11 protein-coding genes are annotated in these 15,115 nt (G+C 33.6%); 1 reads left to right on the top strand and 10 read right to left on the bottom strand.

Annotated elements, in window-relative coordinates:
• Window positions 1–48 precede the first annotated feature (48 nt).
• From Q0828_RS04525 to Q0828_RS04495, 7 genes are all read right to left on the bottom strand, one after another.
• Window positions 49–744, bottom strand: a complete 696-nt coding sequence (locus tag Q0828_RS04525; RefSeq protein ID WP_298418066.1) for an ABC transporter ATP-binding protein — start codon at window positions 742–744, stop codon at window positions 49–51.
• An 18-nt stretch (window positions 745–762) separates the two neighbouring features.
• Window positions 763–2,247, bottom strand: coding sequence for a DUF5687 family protein (locus tag Q0828_RS04520; protein ID WP_298418065.1), 1,485 nt, complete (start codon window positions 2,245–2,247; stop codon window positions 763–765).
• 61 nt (window positions 2,248–2,308) lie between these two features.
• The gene (locus tag Q0828_RS04515; RefSeq protein ID WP_298418064.1) at window positions 2,309–3,004 is read right to left on the bottom strand and encodes a hypothetical protein; all 696 of its coding nucleotides are present in this window, start codon (window positions 3,002–3,004) and stop codon (window positions 2,309–2,311) included.
• Window positions 3,005–3,050: 46 nt separating this feature from the next.
• Window positions 3,051–3,764, bottom strand: coding sequence for a hypothetical protein (locus Q0828_RS04510; protein ID WP_298418062.1), 714 nt, complete (start codon window positions 3,762–3,764; stop codon window positions 3,051–3,053).
• 27 nt (window positions 3,765–3,791) lie between these two features.
• On the bottom strand, window positions 3,792–4,517 hold the full coding sequence (locus Q0828_RS04505) for a hypothetical protein (protein WP_298418061.1): 726 nt from the start codon (window positions 4,515–4,517) through the stop codon (window positions 3,792–3,794).
• Between the two features lie 15 nt (window positions 4,518–4,532).
• Entirely contained in the window at window positions 4,533–5,264 is a 732-nt protein-coding gene (locus tag Q0828_RS04500) for a hypothetical protein (protein WP_298418059.1), read from the bottom strand.
• A 54-nt stretch (window positions 5,265–5,318) separates the two neighbouring features.
• Complete coding sequence (locus tag Q0828_RS04495) at window positions 5,319–5,657, bottom strand: helix-turn-helix transcriptional regulator (protein WP_298418058.1); 339 nt, start codon at window positions 5,655–5,657, stop codon at window positions 5,319–5,321.
• 157 nt (window positions 5,658–5,814) lie between these two features.
• Between Q0828_RS04495 and Q0828_RS04490 the strand changes: the two genes are divergently transcribed.
• The gene (locus Q0828_RS04490) at window positions 5,815–6,855 is read left to right on the top strand and encodes a ferredoxin--NADP reductase (RefSeq protein ID WP_298418056.1); all 1,041 of its coding nucleotides are present in this window, start codon (window positions 5,815–5,817) and stop codon (window positions 6,853–6,855) included.
• A gap of 87 nt (window positions 6,856–6,942) precedes the next feature.
• On the opposite strand, the gene Q0828_RS04485 is transcribed toward Q0828_RS04490, so the two are convergent.
• From Q0828_RS04485 to Q0828_RS04475, 3 genes are all read right to left on the bottom strand, one after another.
• On the bottom strand, window positions 6,943–7,983 hold the full coding sequence (locus Q0828_RS04485; protein ID WP_298418055.1) for a glycosyltransferase family 9 protein: 1,041 nt from the start codon (window positions 7,981–7,983) through the stop codon (window positions 6,943–6,945).
• Between the two features lie 31 nt (window positions 7,984–8,014).
• Complete coding sequence (locus Q0828_RS04480) at window positions 8,015–8,620, bottom strand: DUF4254 domain-containing protein (protein ID WP_298418054.1); 606 nt, start codon at window positions 8,618–8,620, stop codon at window positions 8,015–8,017.
• A gap of 232 nt (window positions 8,621–8,852) precedes the next feature.
• Window positions 8,853–15,026 (bottom strand): SdrD B-like domain-containing protein, encoded by a 6,174-nt coding sequence (locus Q0828_RS04475; protein WP_298418053.1) that lies wholly within the window; start codon window positions 15,024–15,026, stop codon window positions 8,853–8,855.
• Window positions 15,027–15,115: the final 89 nt, after the last annotated feature.

Genomic DNA, 15,115 nt, shown 5'->3' with positions numbered 1-15,115 from the left:
TTTGAATTTACATACCTACTATCCTTTCCATTACGGTTGTTTTTCTTCTTATCCAGCAAAGAACATTTCTAATTCTTTAAGTGTTTCTTCAGAAGTTTCAATATCTTTTACAACTTCACCTTTGTTGAGTACTACGATTCGGTCTGAAACTTCCGTTACATGCATTAAATCGTGACTTGATACTAAAACCGTTACGTTTTGATCTTCTGCTAGTTTCTTAATGATTCCTTTTAAACGAATTTGCGTTGTAGGATCTAGATTTGCGAACGGCTCATCTAGGATGATTACTTCCGGATTTCCAATGAAAGAAGCAACAATTCCAGCCTTTTTTTGGTTTCCTTTACTTAAATCTCGCAAGTATTTTTTTTGGTTTAGAATTTCTCCGTGAAAGAAATCTTCAAATTGTGACAATAGTTGATCAACATCCGATTTGTTTTGCCCTCTTAGCTCACCTATGAAGTAAAAATATTCTTCTGCAGTCAAATAGCCAATTAGAAAACTTTCATCAATAAATGACGACGTGAACGGTTTCCACTCTTCGCTTTCGTGTACTTTTATTCCATTATTTTTGATATATCCGCTTGACGGCTGAATTAAATCAAGTAATAAACTGAATAATGTTGTTTTTCCTGCTCCATTGTTTCCTACCAATCCAAAACTTTGTCCTTTTGGTATGTCTAGTTTACCTATTTTGAGTACGGTATTTGATCCGTACGTTTTTGAGATATCATATATTGCAATCATGTGTGTCGTTTTAATAGATTATTTTTTTTCGCCAAAAGCTGAAATGGTTTTATACTTTCCTTTTTGATATACTTTTTCAATTTTGTTTAAGAAGAAATTCTTAAATAGTAACCCAATAATTCCGCTTGCTCCTAAGCAAATAATTCCTGTTGTTAAATCGAATAATAAGTATGGAACATACAATAACAATACAGGTAATAGCAGTTTTGGCAATGCTACTAGTAATTGAGTTGGATTGAATCCTTGTGTATTACTAAACGCTTTTGCTTTTGCGTTTAATTCTATCGGAACTCTATTAAGTGCACCACCAAATAGTGTTACAAACGAGTTGATTCCGATATTGAATGATGCGCCTGCGGCTATCATTCCAAAAATGTCCCAACCAAAGTAAATGTATGGCGTACTGAGTATGAATGAGATTAATACCGCCAATACCATTAGATACCATTTTGATTCTAGGTATTGCCTGTATGGAATGTTTTGACTCATCATCATTTTGTAATATTCACTATCCCACGAAGGCACCATTTGTCCAAACGAGAATAGAAAACCTGCTGTAATAAATAACGAAGCAAATGCTAACATCGCTGGCATATCACGATAAATATCTTGCGTAAAAAAGATGAGTCCGTAGAATAAAAACATTCCTGACATAAATATTACTTGTCGTGGCCTTTTGTTTCTAGAAATCATTCGCACATCATTTTTTAGGAATGTTGCCAGTTTCCCAAAACGATCTAACCATGAAAGATCTGACGTTTTTACTTCCTTTATTTCTTTAGAAATTGCACCATCTAAATAGAAACGCTTGTTTAAGTAATCAAAATTTAAGTAGTATAGAAAACATGCCAATGCAACAGGAATGACTACTAAATATGGTTGATTGTATAGTGCATTAAAGATTACTCCAAAGAATTCTGATACTTTGTAAATTTCAAAATATTCTAAAGCTCCACAAGCCGCTAATAGTCCTAATGTAATGTAAAATACCGTATTACTTTTGTTAACGAGTATGTTTAAGAAGTTTAATGCTTGCGTAATAGCAACTACCGAAACAACCCAAGCAAATACATTTAATCCTGAGTACTGAAAATCTGAGTTTTGAAATAGTAGTACAATACTAAACGGAATAAACATGAATAACGGTAGAATATTGAAAAAAGAAACCGTTGTTTTTCCGAGTAGGAAATGAATGATATTTTTTTTCTTGACAGGAATAATCATTAACGGTTTTATATTCATGACAGGCATTTGCTGCATGAAGTATCGAATGATTAAGTCCATGAGGAACCAAAAGATAAGAAAGTTGTTTACCGTTTGCATTGGATCAATACCTGGAACCATTTTTTTCACTATAAAAAAGAGTCCTACTCCTAATACTAAAGCACAACCACCAAAGTACAAGGCAGCTAATACGAGTAATATTTTGATGGCGATTCCTTTTTGAAAAGCGGAAGATCTAAAGAATTCTTTCCACTGTAGACTTAGAAATTTTTTGACCATTGTGTTTTATTGGATTGGGTTAACATGTAGTTAGTGTCAGTTTTTCAATTTTGTTACACTCTTACACTGAAAGTTCGTATTCAGGATAAGCTTCACGTAGCAATTCTTCTGCTTTTTCGGGCAATACATTTACACTAATATACGTGAATAACATCACAAAGACTAATATCATAGCTGTTAGCATTTGCACTATGTAATTGTCTGATATTAAAACATCTAAATGATACATTATTTGAAAAAGATTTAGTACAGAAAACCAACCATATCCTGTGTTGTAAATCATTTCCTCTAATTTCCAACGCTTACCTGTTTTCTTTGCTTTTGTATTGTATTTTCTTTTTTCTTTAAACGTTAGTATTGTTAAATATAGAAAGAAGCCAAAGTATGCAAAACCTATAACCCATTCACTGAATGAAACGTATCTTATGAAATAAAATAGCAATGATACTGCACATAATGTTCCTATGATTTTTGGAAGCTTAATGTATTCACGCATGAAGCGAAAAATGATTTTAAGGTAGCGTTTTGAAATTGCCGACGTATGCTTTTCTATAATATCGCTAAAACCGAAGATCCCAAACTCTTTGAACTCTGCGTTTAATGCATCTTCAAAAGATAGTTTTGGATTGTTTTCCCATCGTTTTTCAATCCCGTTTGCTAAATGATCTACTAATTCGGTTTGTAAATCATAATGTTCCACGTAATGATCACGGGTAAATTTATATAATTGTTCTATTTGCGTTGTTGATAATTTCATCGTTTTCTTTTACAATTATTTATATACTGATACAAATATTTAATTGTTATGTAGTTAAGAGTTTGTATTGTGAAACAAGTCGTTTTCTAATATTACTTATTGTTATTAATCCTGAAATGTTAAGCACTAATGCAAAAAGCCAATATGTTAATAACAACCATTGATTTTCAAACAAAATTTCATCTACTACGGAGAACATATATAAGAACAAGGATGGTAATGCCATGACACTTAGCACATTTTCTCCAGAAATCATTTTTTTATATTTTTTAAAATGAAAGAAGAATTGCGCAATTTGTGGTATTGCTACACTAAACAATAGTAATAACTTTATGGTTGCAAAATCTAGTGTTGTTGTTGCAAAATAAAGACAAAATATGATTCCAAAAGCAATGATGTTTTTTGGTGTTTTTATTAAAAAACTCAGCGCAATTTTGAAAAGTTCCCGTTGTTGACTCCAATGAATTTGCTTTCTTTTTTCTTTTATGAGTTTTTGAAAACCTTCATTTGTTTGCTTGTTTTCTTCTATTTTCCATTTCCATTCTTTTTTGTCTAGCACATACTTTGAACTTATTTTGTTTCCAAAACTTAGCGCTACCATTTTTAATGCTTCTTCAAAATCAACATTTGCATTTATCATTTCATCTTCAGTAGCCAATACAAAATGATCTAAAAGTTCCATTCGCAAGTCTAAATAGGAAATACCGCTAATGCTTAGATAACTATCTATATATTGTATTTGCTGTTTTGTCAATTTCATTTTTCTTTTACAATTCTATGGCATGACTTAGTTAGTTACTAAATCATAGTATTCTTTATATTCTTCACATACTTTATCGTATCGCATAAATCCTGCTTTTATTAAAGGAAACATCAAAATTAAGAATCCAGCAAATAGCTGAAAGCTTACTTTTTCATCATATATCATTTCATATACATTTGGAAAAAAGCTTAATAAGTGAATCCATCCAATTAGTCCCATCATAGACATATTGATATGTAATGATTTTTTAGGAATTACTCCTTTGATAAACTTGTATATAATGATTAGAAATGGATAGAATAAATAGATAAATCCTACACCTAACGCCCATTTTTCAGAATATTCAGAAAACACAATCATGAGTAAAATTAGCAATGTAAGTTCTATGTAGAACTTGAGTGAAACCAATAGGTTTCCCAATTGTCTAAAGTATGCTTTTGTATGTTTTTTACCTATTTGTTTTTGCTTTTCGCGTTGTAATTTTTTAAATCCTTCTCCATCAGAGAATGTTCCGGCAGGAATCCATTTTGCATTGTTTTTGTTTAAAATGTATCCTTGTCTGATTTCATTCCCAAAAGAAATGGTTATTGCTTCTAACGCTTCTTCAAAACTCATAGACTCATGCGTCATTTTTTCTTCTACGCCTGTTGCAACATGATCTAATATTTCCAAACGTACATCCCAAAATTGCACACCACTTTGCTGCAAATATTCATCAATGTATCGTATTTCTTCTTGAGTTAATTTCATAAGTTTTGCTACGTATTATACTGAAACAATTTCTTTGTATTTTTTATATTCATTGAATATTTTTTTGTGAATTGACAAGCTAGCTTTTATTACAGGGTAAAACAATATTATAGATAACATTACCCAAAATAGTTGTTTAGCTTCCAATCCACGAGCTGCGAAGATAAATCCGAACATATTGATGGTAATACCTAAAAACACAGATATTACTTTTGAACTCATTTCTCCTCGAAGTGAATCTCTTGTAAATTTTTGGTATTTCCCAACAACCATGAGTGTTCTAAAAATATCTACTGTAAGCCATATTCCAACTGCTACAAAACCCAATTTTGTATAGTATTGAAACGTAATGTACACCATAAGTGCAAAGCATATATAGTCTGCATAGAATTGTAACCGAGTAAAGTTTTCTTTGACTTGTTTCACCAACAACTTTAGGTATTGTTTTCGGTTTTGTTTGCGTTTTTCTTCTTCTACTTCTTTAAAGCCTTTATTGTTTGAGAATATTCCAGAGAAAATCACTTCTGTTCTATCACTATTTATTAGGTGGCGTTCTTGAATGTCGTTTCCAAAAGCAATGGTTACTTCCATGAGTGCTTCATCAAAAGAAAGTGTTGTTGTTGTCAGTTTAGCTTCAACAGCTTCTATAAAATGATCTAAAAGTTCCACACGAACATCCCAATATGTTACACCACTTCGTTGTAAATATTCGTCAATAGTTTGTATTTGTGCTGTTGTAAGTTTCATAGTGTTCACTCTATTGTTTATTAATCTGCTTTTTTAGATTTAAGAAACAATACTTTATTCTATACTCCAATTCGGATTTACCAATACTTGCATATTGCGAATGTAATTTTCTAGTTCTTTCAGTTTGTTTACTGTTTCTTTGCTTCCTTTTTCTGTAAGCTTGTAATATTTACGCAAGCGATTGTCCACTTTGGCAACTTCAACATCTAACAAATCTTCCGCTTCAAGTTTGTGCAAAGCAGGATATAAAGCGCCTTCTGTAATATTTAGCTCTCCATTAGTAATTTCTTTTACTTTTTGTGTGATTTCATATCCATACATTTTTCCGTTCTCTTCCAAGAGTTTTAAAATGATGGTATGTAGGCTTCCTTTGTATAATTTTGAGTTTCCCATGGCGTAATTTGTTGTTCAAATATAATACATAATTTTCTTATGCATAAGTTTTTTAGGTATAATTTGTTATAAAATCCCTTTAAAAGCCTTATTTGTTTGTTTATTTTTGCACAATTATTCGCAATTTGCGATCATTTTTATCAAAATAGATTACATAATGTCAGATTTTCGTCAGTTAGAAGTACGTCATATTCATAGAGAGACACCAAGCGCAGTAAGCGTAGAGTTTGCTATCCCTACAGCATTGGAACCTGAATTTTCATTTAAGTCAGGACAGTATATTACGATTAAGAAAACTATAAATGGAGAAGAAGTCAGGAGAGCTTATTCTTTATGTTCTACTCCAAAAGAGAATGTTGTAAAAGTTGCTATTAAGGAAGTAACCGACGGAACATTTTCAACTTACGCCAATAAAGAGTTGACAGCAGGAACCGTTTTAGAAGTGCATCCGCCAGAAGGAAAGTTTGTTTACACACCTTCTTCTCATAAAGGAGCTGTTGCATTGTTTGCAGCCGGAAGCGGAATTACACCAATTATGAGCATTTTAAAAACTGCATTGGATTATGGAAATACGGTAGCGCTTTTATACGGTAATAAGTCTGTAGAAGAAACTATTTTCCATGATGAATTGGTTGCGTTGGCAGCAAAGTACCCTAATTTTTATTTGAAGTTTGCCTACAGTCAATCACGTGAAGAAAACGCATTGTCTGGACGAATTGATACTGCAGCAGTGAATTATGTTGTGAAGAATCAAATGGAGGAAGTTGATTTTAGTCAGCATTATATTTGCGGACCAGAAGCGATGATTAATACTGTTTGTGATACGTTAAAAAATAATGGCGCTATAGAAGACTCAATTCACTTTGAATTGTTTACCGCTTCTTCAGAAACAAACGAAGATGCAGAAGCTGTTACAGGAAAATCAACAATTTCTATTACGGTTGATGATGAAGATTTTACATTTGAAATGGACGCCAGCGAAACAATTTTAGATGCTGCTTTAAAGCAAAAAATTGACGCACCGTACTCGTGCCAAGGTGGAATTTGTAGTAGTTGTATTTGCAAAGTTACCGAAGGAAAAGCTATTATGGAAAAGAATCAGATTTTAACGGATAGCGAGTTGGAAGAAGGAATGGTGTTAGCATGTCAGGCACATCCAACAACGACAACAATTGCTGTTGATTTTGACGATATTTAATTTAAATAGGTTTTAAAAGATATATAAAAACCCCGAATAACATTGTTTTTCGGGGTTTGTTTTTTTGAGTGGTTTCCATCTTATAACTTATTCTATCACCTTTACTATTTTATCAAAAACTGCTATTGGTGTAATTGTTTGCATTACGTTTTCATAGCCTTCTGGAAATTTATTTCCATAGATAGATGTTGGTAATAGTGGATATTTTTCTTTGTCAGCTAGAAGAGCATTTTCTATTGGTTGTCCGTATGGATAGAATCCTGCGTATGGATGCGTTATTCCCCAGATAGTAATTACTTTGCGCCCAAACATAGCTGCTAAATGTGCATTTCCGGAATCCATAGAAAGCATTAAATCTAAGTTTGAAATAAGCGCTAGTTCTTCCTTGAAAGAAAATAAACCAGCACAATTGATTACTTGCTCATATTTGTTTTCTAATGTAGCTAATTGCTTCTTGTCTGCTGGTCCACCAAATAGAATAATTTTATATTGATTGGTTTCACTTAGTTTAGCAATCACTTTTTCTATTAGCTCAAAAGGATAGGTTTTCCCTGCAAAGGCTGCAAAAGGTGCAATACCAATCCATTTTTTTTGATCTTGACCTGTGAATATTGTTATTTTCTGAGTTAATTCGCGCTGCGCTAATACATCTTCTTTGACAAGTAGAACATCATATCCAATTTCTTTAAAAACATCAGCATAACGTTCATGTGTCGTCTTGAGCTGCTTGAATACTTTGTCTTTTGTACGTGTTAATGCTTTTTTGCCAGCTCTTCCTTTATCTATTTTACTGACTTTATAGCCACCAATTTTAAAATAGATTCCTAAAATTTTTGATCGCAATACATTGTGAAGATCCGCGACAACATCTATTCGCAATGCTTTTAATTCTTTGTATAGTTTGTAAAGACCTAAAATACCTTTGTGTTTTCCTTTTACATCTGCTGTGTAAAAAGATACGTTTGGAATGTTTTCAAATATAGGTTTTAGAAATGCTCTTGACACAACGGTTATTTTTACCGCTGGATAGCTACGAATCATAGCTTTGATAACTGGTACAGTCATAGCAACGTCTCCCATTGCAGAGAGACGTATGACTAGAATGTGTTTCGAAGATTGTTCAGTCATCATGAGATGCTTTGCTTCTTTGAGACGTATATTATTTGTTTTTGTTATATAATACTGGATTTAAATCGTCGTCGTTGTACATTTTCATCTGCTTATAGACTTTCATGTATTTATCACCGTTTTCGATATCTGAAATCAATTGATTTATTGCTGTAGAAAGATCCACGCGTTGTTCTAGTAAGATATTTAACTTGTCTTGACATTTAGTTCTGTGTGCATCAGAAGCATCTGTACGTTCTGCTTCTTCCTGCATATGATATATTTTTAAAGCAAGAATTGACAAACGATCAAGTGCCCAAGCTGGACTCTCAGAGTTGATTGTAGCGTTTTCTTTTACACTTACATTATTATATTTTTGAAGAAAGTAGCTATCAATATATTCTACAGTATCAGTTCTATCTTGGTTGGAAGCATCAATGTCACGCTTTAGTTTTAGTGCTGCAACAGGATCAATATTTGGATCTCTAATTATGTCTTCATAATGCCATTGAACCGTATCAATCCAGTTTTTTCTATATAATAGATGTTCTACCTTATCTTTTGCATATGGATTTTCAAACGATTGATCAACAGTATCGATAACGTGATATTTTTCAATGCTTTCTTGGAATATTTTATTTGCCAGATCACTAAACATAATTCTTGTATTTTGATGCAAATATACGCTAATATTTCATTTAGTATAGGAAATAAGAACAGGCGTCTTTTGAGATGCTTTGAAGTTCTATTTGATTAAAGAATTCTCTTTTTACATCATTCCTTCAACTTACGATATTAAGCGCATTTTACAGACTCCTTAAAATTGAGTTTTACTCATAAAAAAAGCCGCTTTACAGCGGCTTTTCTTTGAGGTTGGGGATTGCAATTAATTATCTTTTTACAAACTTCTTATTTGCAACTTTATTTCTAGACCCGAATTTTGCATAATACATTCCTGGTCGTAATCTCTGTACGTCTACTTTCAACTCTCCTCCGAAAGAACTAGCTGTTGTAGTCATTACTTTATATCCTCTGTCATTGTATATTTCAACAGTAACATCTCCTAAGAACTCTTCAGAATTGATTCTGATTTCTCTTACAGTTGGGTTTGGATATAGTCTTAATCTTGAAGATACATCTACTGGCTCAGCAGTTGTGTTTAATACATTTTCATCATTAGTGATTAATCCTGTATCCATTGATGCATTTCTTGGTGTTCCGATAAAGTCAATTACGTCAATTCCGAAGTTTACTCCTGAAATATTACCCGTCATAATTGTTGGGAATATACCATCAGGGTTAACAGTTCCTGAATCTGGATCGAATGTTGGCGTATAAGTTAATAAAGGTGGATTTCCAGCAGGAATTACAACTCTAATAAATACTTGCTCATCTGGCACATCATTTACAACATAGTTAGGGTTTGCAAAATCGAATATTCCGTTAGACGATTGTGTAAAGGCAACTAATGCATCTAAGTTAGAATCAAATGTTCCTGAACCGTCAGTATCAACATAGATTTCGATAGTTAATCCGTTAATAGAACCTTCACCTGGATCAGCAACTCCGTTTCTGTTATCATCATCAAATATAACTCCTGTTACTTGGAATAAGTTTGCTGTGATATCGATTCCGAAGTTAGCATTTGTAATATCATTGTTTACACTTGTAATTGCTATTGTTCCTGGTGTAGTATATGTCCCATTAGATGGTAATACTGGCTCAACAACTACACTTGATACATTTACTCCAGTGAACGTGTACGTTCCTGTAGAAGATGTTGGTACTGTTACGATAGCATTTTCTCCAGCATCAACAATTCCGTTTGCATTTGTATCCTCGTAAAGTGTTACGTTAATGTTACTTAATACTAATTCTGCAGGATCTTTTACTTGGTCAGCATTGTCATCATCCCAAACAAGTCCGCTAATGTTATAAAGAACTATTAATTCTCTGTTAATTCCGAAGTTAACAGTTGTTGATATTCCTGAACTTAAACCTACACTTACTGGTGTTGTTGGTGTGTACTGGAATGTAGGAGTTCTTGCTGGTACAGCTGCTTGTATTACAACAAATATATCTGTTAAACCTACGAATTGGTAGTTACCATTTCTATCAGTTACAGTTTCTAATAATAAAGGCTCACCTCTATCGATTCTTCCATTTTGGTTTAAATCTTCGTATAATCTAACTGGTATGTTAGAAAGACCACCTTCTGAATCTCTAAGTCCATTTTCATTATCATCATCAAATACAACTCCTGCGATTGAGTATGTTGCAGCTTGTTGGTTGATTCCGAAGTTGATTCCTGTTACATCTGTATTTACAGAGTTAGTAACAAATTGTCTTCCTGTAGTTAATGTGTATACATAATCCGTTGTGTTACCAGGTACTTGAACTTGAACTAAGGTAGCAGCTTCCGTTACGTTTACGAAACTATAAGTTCCGTCTACAGCAGTTGTAGTTGAACTAATTACTGTATCTGCCGATCCAACTCTTCCATTGTTATCGTTATCAGCATATAATGTTACTGTTACGTTTTCTAAGAAACCTTCTACAGTTGTATCTGGAGCTCCATCCTCGTTATCATCATCCCAAACAAATCCGTCAATATTGTAGTTAACAGCTATGTTACGGTTGATTCCAAAGTTAACATCTGTTACATCAGCAATTGTAGAATCTGTTACTACTGTAGCTGCTGAAGTTAATACATATGTGAATGATGTATTATCTGTTGGTACTGTTACAGCTACTAACGTGTTAGGCTCTGTTACCGCAGCGAAACCGTATGTTCCGTCACTTGCAGAAGAAGTTGTAGCAATTACTGTATCAACTGACCCAACTCTTCCGTTGTTGTCAGTATCAGCATATAATGTTACTGTTACACCTCTTAAGAAGTTTTCAGCTGAATCTAATGTTCCATTTTCGTTATCATCATCAAATACAGTTCCTGAAATGTTATAGTTAATAACTTGAACTCTATCGATTCCAAAATCAACTCCTGTTACATCAGTAAGAACTGAAGTAGTGTCTTGTGACCCTGGAGTTGTAAGTGTATATGTAAATGCTGCTGTATCTGTTGGTACAGTTACTGATACTATTGTGTTTTCCACTACTACATTTATAAAGTTGTAGTTACCACTCATTGAGTTCGTTACTGTTGTTTCGATTACAGTATCTCCAGCATCAACAATTCCGTTATTATTGTTATCAGCATATAATGTTACTGTTACAGGTCCTACAGAACCTTCTCCAACTCCTTTGATACCATCTCCATCGTTATCATCAAATACAGTTCCTGAGATATCATAGTTGATTACTTTTACTTCATTGATTCCAAAATCTAATCCAGTTACGTCTGCAGTTGTTGAAGCAGCCGCTTGTGTATTAGATGTTGTTAATACATATGTAAATGTAGTTGTATTTCCCGGAGTAGTAACTACTGCAAGTACATTCGCTGTTGTAATGTTTGTAAAGCTATATGTTCCGTCTACTGCAGTTGTAGTTGATGTTAATGTAGTATCAGCAACATCTAATACACCGTCAGCATTGTTATCTGCATATAATGTAACGTTAATTCCGTCTAAAACACCGTCTCCAGCATCTTGTACTCCATTTTCGTTATTATCATCAAATACAGTTCCTGAAATAGTGTAATCAATAATTTGTACTTCGTTAATTCCAAAGTTAATTCCTGTTACATCTGTAATTGTAGAGCTTGTATTTAATTCTCCAGCAGTTGTTAATGTGTATGTAAAGTCTCCAGTGTTTGTTGGTACTGTTACTGCAACTACTGTATTTTGAACTGTTACATTTGAGAAACTATATGTTCCGTCTATTGCAGATATAGCACTAGTAATTACCGTATCTCCAGCATCAACAATTCCGTTTGCATTTGCATCAGCATATAATGTTACTGTGATAGCTTCTAAGTTATCTTCTCCAACATCTTGTGCTCCACTTTCGTCGTTATCGTCATATACATTTCCTGAAATGTTATAGTCAATAACTTGTACTTGGTTGATTCCAAAGTTAATTCCAGTTACATCTGTAATTGTAGAACTTGTGTTTAGTTCTCCCGCAGTTGTTAATGTGTATGTAAAATCAGGAGTGTTTCCTGGTACTGTTACTGCAACTACTGTATTTTGTACAGTTACATTTGAGAAATTATATGTTCCATCTACTGCTGCAGATGTATCAGTAGCAATTACTGTATCTCCTGCATCAACAATTCCGTTATTATTGTTATCAGCATATAATGTTACTGTGATAGCTTCTAAGTTATCTTCTCCAACATCTTGTGCTCCACTTTCGTCGTTATCATCATATACATTTCCTGAAATGTTATAGTCAATAACTTGCACTTGATTGATTCCGAAATCTAATCCGTTTACATCTGCAGTTGTTGAACTAGCAGCTAACGTTCCTGCTGTTGTTAATGCGTATGTAAAGTTTGCAGTGTTTGTTGGTACTGTTACTGCAACTACTGTATTTTCTACAGTAATGTTAACAAAGTTATATGCCCCGTTAACTCCTGTGTTTGTAGAAGTGATTACTGTATCTCCAGCATCTAAAGCTCCATCGTTGTTAACATCTGCATATAATGTTACAGTTACTGCATCTAATCCAGCTTCTGTATCATTTACTCCGTTTCCATTGTCATCATCAAATACAGTTCCTGAGATATTGTAATCGATTACTTGTACTTGGTTGATTCCGAAGTCTAATCCGTTTACATCTGCAGTTGTTGAACTAGCAGCCAATGTTCCTGCTGTTGTTAATGTATATGTAAAATCTGAAGTGTCTCCTGGTACTGTTACCGCAACAATTGTATTTTCTACAGTAATGTTAGCAAAGCTATATGCTCCTGCAGCTGTATTTGTTGATGAGATTACCGTATCTCCAGCATCTAAAGCTCCATCATTGTTAACATCTGCATATAATGTTACCGTTACTGCATCTAATCCAGTTTCTGTATCATTTACTCCGTTTGCATTGTCATCATCAAATACAGTTCCTGAGATATTGTAATTGATTACTTGCTCTTGGTTGATTCCAAAATCAACATCATTTACATTTGTATTGATAGAATCAATAGCTTGTGTTCCTGCTGTTGTTAATGTGTATGTAAAGTTTCCATTGTTTGTTGGTACTGTTACTGCAACAATTGTATTTTGAATACATACGTGAATAAAGCTATATGATCCGTCAGTTCCAGAAACAGTTGTAGTGATTACTGAATCTCCACTGTCTAAAATACCGTCAGCGTTGTTATCAGCATATAATGTTAATGTTACATTATCTAATCCTGCTTCTCCATTTTCTAATGAAGCATTTTCATTGTTATCATCATAAACAGTTCCGAAGATGTCGTAATTAACAAGGATTAACTCTTTATTGATTCCAAAATCAACTCTTACGTCATTTGTAGAACCTGTTACAGCTACAACTTCTGGAGTCGTTGCTGTGTATGTAATTGTGTTTGAATCAGAAGGGCGTGTTACAGCTACTATTGTGTTAGCCGTTTGAACATTATTAAATGAATACCATCCGTTTGCATTTGTATTTCTTGTATTGATTACCGTGTCTCCACTATCTAACAAACCATCCGCATTGTTATCAGCGTATAATGTTACAACAACGTTTTCTAATCTACCATCTGTAGAGCTATCGAAATTACCGTCTTCATCATTGTCATCAAATACAGTACCTTTTATCTTGTATGATACAGGTGGTGTTAATCTAATGTAATCAGATGCATCTGTAATTTGACCAACATCACTACTATTTAAACCACTAATTTCATTTAATGATCCTAATTGAATATTGTTGTATGTTCTTAAACTTGATGGTGCTGTATAACTTTGCACATAACTTTTTACAGTGTACGAGTTTTGCGGGCAACCATGATAGTAATAAGAAGAATATACTTTCTTGTTCTTTAATAACTGAAGAGCGCTATTCTTATCTTTTGCCATTTGAGCATAAATATCTTCGTTGTTAGCCCAGTCATATCTGTTGCTATTGAAGTTGTATGCTTGTACTTGGTAAGAAGTAGCTGCATATAGTTGACCATTGTCATCAACAACGATATCTCCTAGTTCTCCTTTGTAAAGGAAACTAGAATACCACCAGTTGTCATAAACAGGTGTTCCGTTAGATACAGCTGCTGTTTGTCCTGAAGCGTCAGATAATCCATTAAAAGAAATCTCCAACAAATACATATTGTTGTTATATGAACTATTATAGTAGTTGTAAGAGTAAGATTCTGCAGAGTAACCTCTTTGTTGTAAACCATCATCATTTGTAGAACCATCTTCTGATGGTAATTCTTCTTCTGGAATGTAATCACTTACATTATCATTAATGATGTTTGCTTCGTCAGTGTCTAATACAACGAAATCAGCAGGAGCTTCTCCGTTTCCACTTCTTCCTCCATTATCTTGTGTTTCATCAGCTTCTGTTCCTATGCCTCTTGTAACCGTAACTGGCGAGTTAGTAATTGTTCCAAACGTCACTGTTCCTAACGATCTTGGGTTATTAATTAACTCATCTTTTGGGTTGGCATTAGTAGCATTTCCTCTACCACCATCTCTGTGATAGTAGCATCTAACAGGATATTCCATTGCGAAATATAATTTCCCGTTGTAGAACGTTGCTCCACCAGAAGCTAAACCTCTAGAAGAGTACGCGTGACCAGTTTGTGTAAAGAAATGTCTAACTGATCCAAAATTTTTGTGTGTATTTGTATACACATTGTAACCATAAATTGTCCAGTTGTAACTAGAGATATGGTTAGAAACGTAAAAAACCCATCCTGTTCTGTTATCACTAGCGATGGAGTTAATTTCATTTACGTAAGGTGATGTTGCCAACAACGTAGCTTGGTACGTGTTCATGTCGAGTGTGTAAATCCTTTTTCCTGCTGAAATGATAATTGAATTATCACCAGTAGTCATGATTTCATTCTCGACGACATTTTCGCTTGTGGGCATTGAGTTTGCGAAAACATTCGTCAGTCCTAATAAGGCTGTTAGGACCAAAAGAGTAATTTTAGTCTTCATTGATTTGCTGTTTAGTTACTATTTATATATGACCATTTTGATATAAATAGAAAAATTAATAATAAGTTTGGGGTGAGCGGCTTAATTCT

This window comes from uncultured Kordia sp. (assembly GCF_947496985.1).
Taxonomy (GTDB): domain Bacteria; phylum Bacteroidota; class Bacteroidia; order Flavobacteriales; family Flavobacteriaceae; genus Kordia.
This window is presented reverse-complemented; position numbering and strand designations above follow the sequence as displayed.